This is a genomic window from Cognatishimia sp., from assembly GCF_049116455.1.
In the GTDB taxonomy this organism is placed as follows: domain Bacteria; phylum Pseudomonadota; class Alphaproteobacteria; order Rhodobacterales; family Rhodobacteraceae; genus Cognatishimia.
Genome location: NZ_JAGDYW010000007.1, coordinates 16,048 through 28,846 on the forward strand (window position 1 = coordinate 16,048; position 12,799 = coordinate 28,846).

Annotated in this window: 10 protein-coding genes; 4 read left to right on the forward strand and 6 right to left on the reverse strand. The window is 53.1% G+C overall.

Annotation, left to right across the window (positions count from 1 at the left end; genetic code table 11):
• Positions 1-108 precede the first annotated feature (108 nt).
• Positions 109-1,131, forward strand: a complete 1,023-nt coding sequence (locus tag JXQ85_RS15990; protein ID WP_421749966.1) for a flagellar motor switch protein FliG — start codon at positions 109-111, stop codon at positions 1,129-1,131.
• Here JXQ85_RS15990 and JXQ85_RS15995 read toward each other — a convergent pair whose 3' ends face one another.
• From JXQ85_RS15995 to JXQ85_RS16005, 3 genes are read right to left on the reverse strand one after another with little or no spacing between them, the layout of a single operon-like run.
• Positions 1,132-1,950: a DUF1217 domain-containing protein gene (locus JXQ85_RS15995; RefSeq protein WP_421749967.1), complete on the reverse strand. Its 819-nt coding sequence runs from the start codon at positions 1,948-1,950 to the stop codon at positions 1,132-1,134.
• Between the two features lie 9 nt (positions 1,951-1,959).
• Positions 1,960-2,382: a flagellar biosynthesis repressor FlbT gene (locus JXQ85_RS16000; protein ID WP_421749968.1), complete on the reverse strand. Its 423-nt coding sequence runs from the start codon at positions 2,380-2,382 to the stop codon at positions 1,960-1,962.
• Positions 2,383-2,385: 3 nt separating this feature from the next.
• Positions 2,386-2,784 carry a flagellar biosynthesis regulator FlaF gene (locus JXQ85_RS16005; protein WP_421749969.1) on the reverse strand — a complete coding sequence of 133 codons (399 nt, stop codon included), beginning with the start codon at positions 2,782-2,784 and terminating at the stop codon, positions 2,386-2,388.
• Between the two features lie 324 nt (positions 2,785-3,108).
• On the opposite strand from JXQ85_RS16005, the gene JXQ85_RS16010 reads away from it, so the two are divergent.
• A complete protein-coding gene (locus tag JXQ85_RS16010) occupies positions 3,109-4,179 on the forward strand; it encodes a response regulator (protein ID WP_421749970.1) in 1,071 nt (356 codons plus the stop codon).
• Here the strand turns inward: JXQ85_RS16010 and dld are convergent.
• The 3 genes from dld to JXQ85_RS16025 all read right to left on the reverse strand — a co-directional run bounded on the left by dld (position 4,168) and on the right by JXQ85_RS16025 (position 9,697).
• Entirely contained in the window at positions 4,168-5,859 is a 1,692-nt protein-coding gene (gene dld / locus JXQ85_RS16015) for a D-lactate dehydrogenase (RefSeq protein WP_421749971.1), read from the reverse strand. The two genes, JXQ85_RS16010 and dld, sit on opposite strands and share 12 nt — an antisense overlap.
• Positions 5,860-6,023: 164 nt before the next feature.
• Positions 6,024-8,240 (reverse strand): NADP-dependent isocitrate dehydrogenase, encoded by a 2,217-nt coding sequence (locus JXQ85_RS16020; protein ID WP_421749972.1) that lies wholly within the window; start codon positions 8,238-8,240, stop codon positions 6,024-6,026.
• A 191-nt stretch (positions 8,241-8,431) separates the two neighbouring features.
• Positions 8,432-9,697, reverse strand: a complete 1,266-nt coding sequence (locus tag JXQ85_RS16025; RefSeq protein WP_421749973.1) for a replication initiation protein — start codon at positions 9,695-9,697, stop codon at positions 8,432-8,434.
• Positions 9,698-10,311: 614 nt separating this feature from the next.
• Here JXQ85_RS16025 and JXQ85_RS16030 point away from each other — a divergent pair.
• Positions 10,312-11,688, forward strand: coding sequence for an AAA family ATPase (locus JXQ85_RS16030; protein ID WP_421749974.1), 1,377 nt, complete (start codon positions 10,312-10,314; stop codon positions 11,686-11,688).
• The gene (locus JXQ85_RS16035) at positions 11,688-12,743 is read left to right on the forward strand and encodes a ParB/RepB/Spo0J family partition protein (protein WP_421749975.1); all 1,056 of its coding nucleotides are present in this window, start codon (positions 11,688-11,690) and stop codon (positions 12,741-12,743) included. Before JXQ85_RS16030 ends, JXQ85_RS16035 begins: the two co-directional genes overlap by 1 nt.
• The last annotated feature ends 56 nt before the right edge of the window (positions 12,744-12,799 follow it).

Sequence of the window (12,799 nt, forward strand, 5' to 3'; positions counted from 1 at the left end):
CTCCACCCACGACTTTAACCGAGCATAAAGGTTATCATTGCGCACCAAGGATAAATTGCGGTATCCATGGATAACTATCCTTGAAATCCCAACCATCGGGGCACGTCTATGAACCAATTTGCATCTTTCAGACGCGCCAAGCGCCTCACCGGCCCGGAGAAATCCGCGATCCTCTTTCTATGCCTCGGTGAAGAACGCGGCAGCGCCCTGATGCAACAACTCGAAACCAGCGAAATTTCCAAAATCACCCGCGCCATTTCCGCCATGGGCGAAGTGCAGGCCGAGGTGGTCGAAGAAGTTATGCGCGAGTTCGGTCAAAAGATTTCGGGATACGGCGGCATAACCGGTTCGGTCGAAGCCGCCCGCGGGTTGCTCAAGGGTTTCCTACCAGAAGATCGCGTTGACGAAATCTTGCAGGAAATCGAAGGCTCAAACACAGGGGATCTGTGGAAAGACCTCTCACTGCTTGACGAAAAAATGCTGGCGGATCACCTGCGCAAAGAACACAACCAGACCGTTGCGGTGATCCTGTCCAAAATTTCACCCGATGCCGTCGCCAAAGTGCTGCCGCTCTTGGGGGATGATCGCTCGGTTGATTTGGTGCAACGTATGGTCGACATGGAGGAGCTTCCTACCGAAGCTATCCGCGCCATTGAGGACAGCCTGCGTCACGACGTGCTCGCCAAAGCCGGTCACAACGCCGAAGCCGAGGCTGAAAAGCAGCTGGTGAAAGTCTTTAACAAACTCGATGGCAAACTCTTTGATGCACTGTCGCGCGGCCTCGAAGAAAAAATCCCGGAAAAGCTGCGCTCGATCAAACAAAAGATGTTTGTCTTTGACGATCTCATCAAAATTCAGCCAAGCGCGCTTGCGAAAGTCATGCGCGAGGTCACCGGCAACAACCTTCCGCTTGCATTGCGCGGCGCCGAAAAAGATGTGCGCGAGCATTTCTTAAATTCGATGCCTGCCCGATCTCGCGATATGTTGGTGGATGAAATGAAGGCCATGGGCCCGGTCAAATCCCGCGATGTGAAAGCCGCGCAATCTGAAATGGTTGAGGTCGCATTGCGGCTTGCTGAATCAGGCGACATCGAACTGCCTGACACCGACGACGAAGATATGATCGAGTGATCAGCTGTAAATTGACGCGCTGGAATAATTGATTGCCGGAATATCAATGGTAATCGGCACGAACTGACCTACCGATGAACTTAGCAATGAAACTGCTGTACTGGTCGCAAATTGTGGCGGGCTCAAAATGTCGGAAATAGCCACGTATCGCGTGATCAAGTTGTCGACCTCCGCCGGATCGCTCAACTTGCTAAGGTCAAACTTGCTTTCGAAAATCCGTTCCTGCTGATCGATATCCAACGTCGCCATTTGTGATGGCAATCCCAAGGCCGTGCGGAAAAAGCTACTGATATCAGTGTCTTTCATCACATCGAACCAATTGTCGATTTCACCCACTTTTGCACGCAGTTCTAGTACCGTGCCGACGGTCGAATTCTGCTCTGCGTTTTCATTCACAAACACAGTTTCAAAATACCGATCCACAATGCCTTCTTGCCAGGACACATCAGAAAAGTCCGGCGATTGCGGTCCGTTTTCCGTGGTGAATTCTAACGCTGCGTGCAATTCGCCAAGCGAAGAGTTGGTCAACCGGTTCACCAAAGACTGATCGTCAGATGGATCACTTTCCAACACTTTGCGGATCATTCCACGGCCAAAAATCTGATCTTCCAGATCAAAAGCCTTCATCACAAAGGCATAGACTTCATAGTCCTGAACAAACTCTTCGGGGCTGGTGATCGATGCCATCCGTTCGCGAAACGCATCGGCCTCGCGCTGATGCCGCGCTTCTCCACGCAGGGTTTCCATCTGGCGATCTTTCGTCGCGTCGATGAAATTCAAAGCCAATTGACTGCCAAGGCCAGAGATCGAAAGGACCATCTTACACCCCTACTCTGCCGCCGTGGCCAGGCTCTCTTTGCCCTGGATCATATCAAGCAAACGCTGTTCATATTTGATCAATGGGCGCAGCGCGCGCATGGCTTTATAATAGTCGCCAATCGACACATGGTTGGCCGCTTCAAAAATATGGCCGCCAATTTCCTCGTGAAAAATCGGAACCAATCGGGCCAAATCCTTTTGGATCACCGGCACCATCTCCTCTCGGATGTCGGGACGCAGCAAACAGGATTGAATAAAGAAGTAGACGTTCTTGACCGGCGTGCCTGCTTCATCTTCTGCCAAGAGATCAACACCACGCACAATGTCGGCATGGTTCTCAATCGTCAGCATCTGTCGTCGGTCCGCATTGCGGATCACACAGCCGTTGATGACGATTTTCTCATTGGGTTTCAGAGTCAGACGAAGGGCCAATATCTACTCCATCACATGCATCGGATTGCCTTCCAGACCGCGAACAATACTGCGGTTGATGTCCAGCAATGGTTTCACTTTTCTTTCGCCTTTAAGGACGCCTTGCGTATGAGTTTCAACCCAGAGGGCAAGAGAAATCAAGCCGGCTTTTAAGTCCGGGCTCAATGCGTTGCCTGTTTCTGACAAATCGTTTCGCATGGCGAGCCAAATACGCTCATTATACCAAAGCGTGTCACGCAGGCCTTCCGCAAGCAGGGCCAGCTTATCGCCAGACGTTTCCGCCTGATCAAACGCCAGATATTTGGATTCCATTTCAGCGGTCACATTTGACAGGACTCGCCTCTCAATCTGCCGCGGCGACTCCGTTTCCGAAATCGTACGCTTGTACGCAGCTATGCTCATTTTCTAGTTTCTTTCGAACTATTATTTTTTCTGCCTCGAAGAACAGAGTAAGCCGATCGTGGTTAAAACCGGATTAATCCTTGGGGATAAATGTGGATAAATTCACGAATATTCATCCTTTGTTAGCGTTTGTTTCAAATATGACACCAGTCTGTTGCTCTACTCATAGGTTATCCGCCGCAATTTGGTCTCATTTCGCCCTGATCCTGCCAAACTATACGAATAGTTAGATTTTTCGGGACCACATGCCTCACGGGTTCTGTTCTGGTGCAGAAGCATCCAATATTACTTCTCGTTTCGGTTGAAACCGAAGAGGGAGATCTCATGCGTATTCTGGCTGTTGATGACGACAACAACATCCGTGATTTGCTATCCACAGCGATCGCGGCTGAAACCCCGCACAAAGTGTGGACCGCCACCTGTGGTCGCGATGCTTTAGACATCGTAAAGACTGCGCAGCAGCCGTTTGACTGCTTCCTTCTGGATATCCAAATGCCAGAAATGGATGGCATACAACTCTGTGCTGCCCTGCGCGAGATGCCGGATTATCGTCATACGCCAATCCTGATGCTGACAGCGATGCAGCAAAAGAAATTCATCGACCGCGCCTTTAAGGCCGGTGCGACGGACTACATTTCCAAGCCATTTGAATTCCTCGAGCTGTTTAGCCGCCTAAATGTGGCCGAACAAATCGTCGACGCCCGCACCCGCACAGACCGCCGCAAGGCTGAGGTCATGGCGCTGAAAGACGATCTGACCCGCAGCCTAGAACACAGCCTCAGCGAACCTGTTGAGTTGCTCGGGATTGAGCGCATCGTGGGCTACGTATCCTTTGAAAACTACCTGCTGCAGCTCTCGCGCATGAAGATGCTGACCACCAGCGTCTTTGCCTTAAAAATTCTCAATGTCGAAAAGGTCTTCCGCAATCTCCCGCGCGCCTCTTTCCGGCATTTGCTGTCTGACATCGCCCAGCTTCTGGGTCAGACCTATCAAGAAGACAGCGACCTAATCACCTATCGCGGCAATGGCGTCTTTGCCTGCGCGACTTCCAGCCGGCGACCGTTTTCACAATTCGAACTGGAAAAGGCGCTGAACAAAAAGATCCGCGAATTGGCCGCCAGCCGCATGGCCGGGGTCTCCGTGCAAATCTGTTCTGGAGAACCCGTGTCGCTGATCTCACTGACCAAAGCCGGCACCCTATCGAGCCTACAAAATGCTGTCGGCCGGGCGGAAGCCCGCGCCAGCAGCTATTCAGAAATCCTGCAGATGTCGACGCGCGTCATGCAGGCCAAAGACACCCGCAATCGCGCCATGCTGGAAGAACGGAAAGCCTATCAATCGCTGCTGCGCGAAGAGTTTCAAGACAAGCGCATGCTCAGCCGCTCAAGCGTCTGACGCCTCGGCATAGTATTTTGCCCGCGCCATTTTCCCGATCCCAGGGTTGAGGGAATTGGTCGGGTCACACAGCCGGTAATGGTCTGCCAAATCCGGCTTGGCCAAATACAAATGCCCCACATTATGCTCCGCCGGATACTCCGCACCGCGCTGATCCAGCAGCTTTAACATCTCGGCCTTCAGTGCTTTTGCATCAACGCCTTTTTTGACTACATAATCCTGATGCAGCACATGGCACATGAAATGCCCATAATAGAGCCTATGAGAGATCTTATCAGCAATCTCAGACGGCAGCTCTTCTGACCAATCGCGATCATTGCGCCGCAGCGCCACATCCAGCGCAAGAATGTCCTCAACCTCTGACCCATGAATGGCCATATAGCGCACCGCTGCGCCCGCGGCCGCAAACCGATGCAACCCAGCCAGTTTGGCTTCGCGGTCATCACAGGCAAAGAAGCCCCCTTCCCTGCCAGCAAAAAGCTCCGCCAGATAGGTCTCGGCTTCAGTAATCCCGCCATCGCGCATTTTCAGGATCAAGTGGTGCTGATACCGGTCGCGATATTCCATCATGCGTTTGGGCAATACACGCGGCGTGATCCGAGCCAAAAGCTGCATACAGCGGTCCGTCAGATTGCCCAGCCCAAACTTTCGCAGCCGCCCATCAATCGCGCCTTTCATAGCAAAGAACGTCGGCAGGCGATCCGTGCCCAGCCAGTCGATCATCATGACCGTATCCTTGCCGTAACGCTCGGACACATCAAAGATCTCACGTTCCATATATTCTGCAGACACCGGCAGGGTTTTGAACTGGCTCAGAATGTGACGACGCAACTCCGTTAGATCATCGACCTCATTGGTGCCAATATAGAATGTCTTCTGTGCGGGTGGCTTTTCATAGGTATCCAGACGCACCGCAAAAACCGCCAGTTTGCCTGCACAGCCCGCGCTTTCATAAAGCCGGCGCTTGTCGGCATTAAACCGCGCTGGGGTCTCTGCATCGACCTGCCGCACTTCGCTGGCGTAGTCCGTCGACGAAGCCTTTTTGTTGCTCATGGCCGGCGCCTTATCATAGTCGCCGCTTTCCAGCCGGGTCAGCATCTCTTCTGGTGTGTCACCCAGATCAATGCCCAGATGATTAACCAGATGCAGTTGCCCGTTTTCATCTATCTGCGCATACATGGTCAGCTCGGTATAAGACGGCCCGCGTTCAACCAACGCCCCACCAGAGCTATTGCACACGCCCCCCACAATCGACGCGCCAATACAGGACGAGCCAATCACGGAATGCGGCTCCCGCCCCAACGGTGCGAGCAGTTTTTCCAAATCGAATAGGGTTGAACCGGGAAAGGACACAGCCTGCGCCCCACCATGCAGCAATTCGATTTGATCCATCCGGCGCGTGTTGATCAAAACCACATCGCGATCATAGGTGCCCTTAGGTGTCGATCCTTCAGTCAGACCGGTATTCGCCGCCTGCAGGATGACAATCTTATCCGCCGCCACACAGGCCTGAAGTACGCGCCAAAGTTCCAACAAGTTCCCCGGCTGGACCACGCACAAAGCATCCCCTTCGCCAGAGCGAAACCCGCGCCGGAACCGCTCTGTGGCGCGTGAATCCGTCAGTACATGTTTTTGACCAACAGCATCCTTAAGGGCTTTGATCAGCTCCGCATTTTGCATCAATCGAACTCGATATATTGGTATAACTATCTTACCAATTATCGCGAATTTGAATTATCAGCAAGACCTGAATCGGCGCATACCAAATGCTACGGAGGTTCTTCTTCAACAAAAAAGGGCGCCCCAATCAGGACGCCCTTTCCAAATTTTCTAACCAGTTCGGTTTAACCGATGATCTCGTTCAACGTCGCAGACGGACGCATCACAGCGGCTGTCTTCGCAGCGTCGGTTTTAAAGTAACCACCCAGATCAGCAGGCTTGCCTTGAACTGCCGCGATCTCTGCCAAGATCGCTGCTTCGCCTTTGACCAACGCATCCGCGATTGGCTCAAAGTGCGTCGCCAGCTCAACATCATCGGTCTGCTTGGTCAGTGCTTCTGCCCAGTAACGCGCAAACCAGTAGTGGCTGTCGCGGTTGTCAGGCTCACCGACTTTACGGGATGGCGATTTGTTGTTGTCCAAGATGCCCTGTGTCGCTTCTTCTGCCGCACGGCCCAGAACGCCCGCTTTCGCGTTGCCTTTGCTGTCCGCGAGGAAGTTAAAGCTTTCACCCAGTGCACAGAACTCACCCATAGAGTCCCAGCGCAGGTGGTTTTCTTCGACCAACTGCTGAACGTGCTTTGGTGCAGAACCGCCCGCACCGGTTTCAAACAGACCACCGCCCTGCATCAGCTTCACGATAGAAAGCATCTTCGCAGAGGTGCCCAGTTCCAGAATTGGGTAAAGGTCAGTCAGGTAGTCACGCAGAACGTTGCCAGAAATCGCGATGCTATCTGCACCGGATGTGATGGTTTTCAAAGTCTGCGCGGTTGCTTCACGTGGCGCCATGATCTGGAATTTATCCGCAACACCTGCGGCTTCCAGAACCGGGGTCACCAACGCGATCAGCTGCGCATCATGCGCGCGGTTCGCATCCAACCAAAAGATCGCTTCAGAGCCTGTCAGGCGCTGACGATCCATCGCCAATTCGATCCAGTTGGCAATCGGCGCGGCTTTCGCTGTGCAAGAGCGCCAGATGTCACCACCTTCAACGTCATGACTATGCAGTGTCTCACCGTTCGCCAAAACAATGCGAATTGTGCCGTCTGCAGGGGCTTCAAAAGTGGTTGGGTGAGACCCGTATTCCTCAGCCTTCTGAGCCATCAGGCCCACGTTCGCCACGGAACCGGATTTGGTCACATCCAGTGCACCATTCGCTTTGAAGAAGTTGATCGCCTCATCATAGATGGTGGAATAGCAGCGATCTGGGATCACACAGTTTGTGTCACCCTTGTTGCCCGCTTCATCCCAACCTTTACCGCCTGCGCGGATCACAGCTGGCATGGACGCATCGATGATCACATCAGATGGCACGTGCAGGTTTGTGATGCCCTTGTCTGAATCAACCATATACATGGACGGACGATCCAGCGCCGCAATCTCTGCTTTGATCTCATCAGCATTTGCCATACCATCGATAGCCGCTAGAACGTCACCCAGACCAGAGTTCGGGGAGCCGCCGGCCGCTTTGATTGCGTCGCCGTGCTTCTCCCAAACTGAGCCCAACCATGCCACAACCGCATGACCAAAGATGATTGGGTCAGAGACCTTCATCATGGTTGCTTTCATGTGGAGGCTGAACATGGTGCCATCTGCTTTGGTGTCTTCGATCGCATCCCCCAGGAAAGAGGCCAGCGCTTTTGCAGACATAAAGGTCGCGTCGGTCACTGTGCCAGCGTCCAAAGGCCAGACATCTTTCAGAACCGTGACGGCACCGTCTTTGGCGACAAATTCGATTTTCGCGTCACCAGCCTGTACATCCGTGATGGTTGCAGACACTTCGTTCGCGTAGAAATCATTGCCCGGCATCGAAGACACTTTGGTCTTGCTGTCGGCCACCCATGCCCCCATGGAATGCGGGTTGTTCTGTGCGTAGTTCTTAACAGCCTTCGCCGCGCGACGGTCAGAGTTGCCTTCGCGCAGAACCGGGTTCACAGCAGACCCCTTGATGCTGTCATAACGCGCCTGAATGGCTTTTTCTTCGTCAGAAGAAGGTGCCTCAGGATAATCTGGCAGCGCATAGCCTTTGCCCTGCAGTTCAGTGATCGCAGCTTGCAACTGTGGCACGGACGCAGAGATGTTTGGCAGCTTGATGACGTTTGCATCTGGTGTCTTCACCAGAACACCCAGCTCTGCCAGATCGTCAGATTGGCGCTGCGCATCTGTCAAAACTTCTGGGAAGGTCGAAATGATACGACCCGCCAAAGAAATGTCCTTGGTGCCAACGGTCAGATCCGCCGCTGCTGCGAAGGATTGTACGATTGGCAAAAGCGACGCGGAGGCCAGCTCCGGCGCTTCGTCTACAATTGTATACAATACGTCTGGTTTCGATGTGTCGGTCATGAAATTTTAGCCTTTCACCGTTCCTAGAAGGGGTTTCTGCGCGTCCAGCCTTGCGGGGGAAAGCGCCAGTTCGAGATCCTGTTCAAGTCCAGAGGGACTCGTTCGCGGCCCTTTTAGAACAGGTTTGCGTTGCAATCAATGGCTCTAAATCGTTCGTACCGCAGGCTTGGACGACGCGTGGCCCTCACCGATTAAACGTTCTCTTCAAACACACCTGGCACCAGCTCTTCCCAAAAGGCAAAGATCGCCGATGCATTCAGCGCAGAATTCCAGCCATGCGCTCGGAACTCTTCGCGTGACAGATCATCTTCCAGCGAGGCCATAAACAGCCGCTTGTCCGCATCCCGCTGCGTCGGGTTCCGGCTGCTGACCACATCCGCGACAATCGCAAACTTGCGCCCGCGCTCGGCCTTGGCCGCGCGCCGGTTGTCTACCTCGACTTCCTCAGCCTGCCGTTTTTCAGCCCGATGGGCAGCGACACGTTTCGCATCCTCCGATGGCTCGGCAACCACATCCTTCGTCGGCTTATAATCATCCCGGATCGCCGCCGTCAGATAGCCAACCTTGGATTTCACCGTCCCCTGCCCTTCCATATAAGAAAGCTTCTCGCTGACGTATTCCTCGCCGTGTTCCGCAATCCACTGCCGCGCCAACCGATCCGAGATCCCCTGCGCCAAAAGCGCCTTATAGACTGGCAGGTTCCGCGTTCCGTCGCTGTCATCAATCTGGAACATCGCCAGCTGCGGATTTTCTTTGATCAGGAACCGAATATCCGTGACCGCCCTGCCCTTCTTCTGAAACTCCGGCGTGATTTCAATATCACTGCTTTTGTTCACCTCAGCGACGGCGGGTTTGATGATCTTGGCATTCAGATGCTTGAAGCTCTCGTAATAACTCGAGCCTTCAACCCCCATAAGTTTGCGAAATGTATCCAGCGACCACCACCCGGTGCTGCCGGTGCGCACAAAGCGATAGCAATTCTCATAAAGCGCTAAGCCATGACCGGAACTAAAGTTCTTCTGAATGTGGACATTAATAAGGGCATAGATTTTCGGATCATGCAGTTTCTGCGCCAAAGCCGGCGAATAGGCATATTCACAGACACCGTTCTTGAGCTTGGCAAAAGACAAAAGCGAGCTGACACCCCACTCCTGTTTGCCATCCTCATCCAGCATGTCCCATTCCGCAACGGTCTCAGCCAGCGCGCGCAGACTGGCCCGGAGCGTGTCAAAGTCGTTGGAGTTATAGCCAACCATCATCGCCAAAGTTCGCGCGTCTATCGAATGGCTTTGAGCGGAGGTCAGAGAGTCATAGGCATTGAGCAACAACACATTGGATAGCTTGCGCTGCAACAGGCTCAGCTTGCCGCTGATATGGATTGCAGCCACATTCTTTTTTACCGTCTCACGCCGCAACGCACCGGTGAGGTTATCCATATCAATCTGGGTCTGTGCCATGATTCTGCATCGCTCGATTTTGCCCCGAAGATTGACACACAAAGGTACCCAGTCGCAAGAACTCTCTGGGTTCTTTAACCGATCCTGCAAACGGGTACCCAAAGACTCCACTTGACTCATAGGGGTACGCACTGACTCGAATCAGAGGCACCAACCGCGACTCAGAGAGTCCATTTACGTCGATCTGAGGCGGGAATTCGCGATAATCTAGGCTAAGGTCGGCGAAATGACACCAGATATAGCCACTCAAAGAGCACACCGGGAATCGGTCCCCTTCATCCTGTGTCTGGGTACCATTGATCCCGTATTTAGGTCCCTTTGATCCCGGAATTGGATACCCTTCGCACTGGATATGGGTCCCCAAACATGTCTAAGTGATTAAAAATAAACAACTCTTTAGACCCAAAGATTCTAAAGATCTTAAACTAAATAAACTCTTTGTTGCCCGTTGTTTTCTTCTATTTTGATTTGGATAGAGGGTTTCGGCGCGAAACTGAGGACTTCTGAGTTACTTTTCTGTCCCATCACGCAGCCAATGCTTCCGCCTTGGCAAAATGTGCGCTAGATTCGGGTATATCCTAAAAACAGGCGAACATATTTAGAGGCAACGAACAGTGAGCAAAGCTCCCACACCTCCCCTGCCCCCTTATCTGAACCTGGATCCCAAGGCAGCGGCAGAGAAGCTACCCGATCCTATCGACACAACACGATTCGCGAAAGCGGCCGCCTTCTGCGCCAAAGGGCGCGAAGATATGGCTCGTCGTGGCTATGCACCAGATGGCGAAAAACGGCTGCGCAAATTTTCGATTTGGGAGATCACCAAATACTTGATCCCCGTCGCACCTGCCCATTTGCGCCGCGTGTTGAAGGCCAACGAAGACCTGCCGCAAGGTGAAGGCTCTGGCGGTTCTAAATGGTTCACATTGGAAGAAGTGTTAATTCTTAGAAATCATTTCCATCAGGAAGGTGTCAGCACCAAAGAATACCTCCCCTACCGTCCGGAAGGATTGCCTGCAAAGGTGGTTGCTGTTGCGAACTTCAAAGGCGGTGTTGGAAAAACTTCGACCGCAGCGCATCTTGCAATGTCAGCGGCTTTGGATGGTTATAAAGTCTTGGTAATCGACTTGGACTCTCAGGGTTCCATGACCTCGATCCTGGGCGGAAAAGTACCAGACGAATGGAGCACAGTCTTCCCACTCATAGCCAAAGACTACGCCAAGGCTGTGGTTGCCGAGAATGAAGTGCGTAAAGCTGGCGGACACGCTGAAATTCCATTGGATGAAACTCTGAATGAGGCGCTTGGAGTGACATCTAAAGATGTCATTCAGAAAACCCATTGGCCGAATATCGATCTCATCGGGGCGCAGCTCAATCTCTATTGGGCAGAATTCCAGATCCCCGTTTGGCGCATGGGGCTGCGCAATTGGCCACTTTGGGATGGTCTGACAAATTTCTTGGAAGATGAAGGCATCTTGGAAGAATACGACGTCGTGTTCTTAGATACGCCCCCTGCCCTCGGCTATTTGACCATCAATGGTTTGGCCGCGGCAGATATCTTGCTGGTACCGCTTGGGGCGTCATTCTTGGAGTTTGATTCCACAGGGCGCTTTTTCGACATGCTTTATTCAACCTTCGCCAGCATCGAAGATGGGGAAAACGCCGCCGCTCGGGCTGTGGGTTTACCGGAACTTAAGTTTGAATGGGATGTAGTGAGGGCCATAGTGACTCGCTTTGACGCCAGCCAGCAGACCGATATGGCAAATGTGATTCAGGCCTATTTCGGCGATTTCATGAATGCCTATCGTCAGGACTACACGGCGCTCGTAGGGCAGGCGGGTGAACAGGTGAACGGCATTTACGAAGCGGATTACCGGGACTTCAATCGCGATACCTATGTGCGCGGCCGGGAAACGTTTGACCGGACCTACGCAGAGTTCAAAGAGCTGCTGATTGGTAGCTGGTGGCGCGATGCAAATATGGAGGATGAGTGATGGCGAAACGCAGAAGACTGGTTGCTCCGGACCAAAATGAGCTTGCGAAACTCGACGAAGGTTTCGCCGCGAAACCTCCGCTAGGGCAATCCATGACGCCACCCATCGCCCAGGTTGCCGGTGAAGCTGCTGCTTTATCAGCGATGGCATCCGTCGAGGATCGGGCTGAGGCGGCCAAGAATGCGGCAGACGCTGAAAAGTGGCGCGAGGCGGATGGGGCAGGGCATACGGTCCAGCTGATCCCAATTGACGACATTCAGCCGGATTATCTGCGTCGAGATCGTATCGATGAAGCGCCGGATGCGCGGCAAGAGCTGTTGGAGTCCATCCGCCAGCATGGATTGCGTGGCCCGATTGAAGTCATTGCTTTAGACGAAGGCTACGGTTTGATCGCCGGTCATCGTCGATTGAACGCCTTTAAAACACTCGCGACGACGGATGACCAATTTCGATTTATCCCAGCGTTCATTCGCAGCCCAAGCGATAGCGCTGATGCCTATGTGAACATGGTCGAAGAGAACGAAGTTCGGGCGAACCTGTCACATTATGAGCGTGGACGTATTGCTGTAATTTCGACCCAAAACGGCGTGTTTGAGACCGTTGACGAAGCCGTCAACCAGTTGTTTGGCAGCGGATCTAAGTCAAAGCGGTCTAAGGTGCGCAGCTTTGCATCGGTGCATGAGGCGCTGGGGGACCTGTTGCAGTTTCCTAAGGAGCTTACTGAGCGCACGGGGCTTAAAGTGGCCTCAGCACTGCGTGGAGGCGCTCAGGCGCGATTGAGGGCTGTTTTGGTGGACGTTGCGCCGATCACACCCCAACAGGAGGCTGCGGCGCTTGAGAAGGCGCTGGAAGTTTCGCAGCCCGAAACGAAAGATCTATCTCGCGGTGGGCGGCCGACCGAAATCCAAAGGCTGCCGACTGTCTTTTTGGAAAGTGGTGGACAGATCGATGTTTCAGTCTCTTCGAAGGGAATGAAACTAGAGATTAAGGGCAAGGAGATCGACGCTGACTTTGCTCAGGATTTGCTGACGGAAATCAAAAACCGACTCGGATGAGTTTGTTTCGAATGTGTATCTAAAATCGAATGCTCATGTGGCGCACATTATGGAAT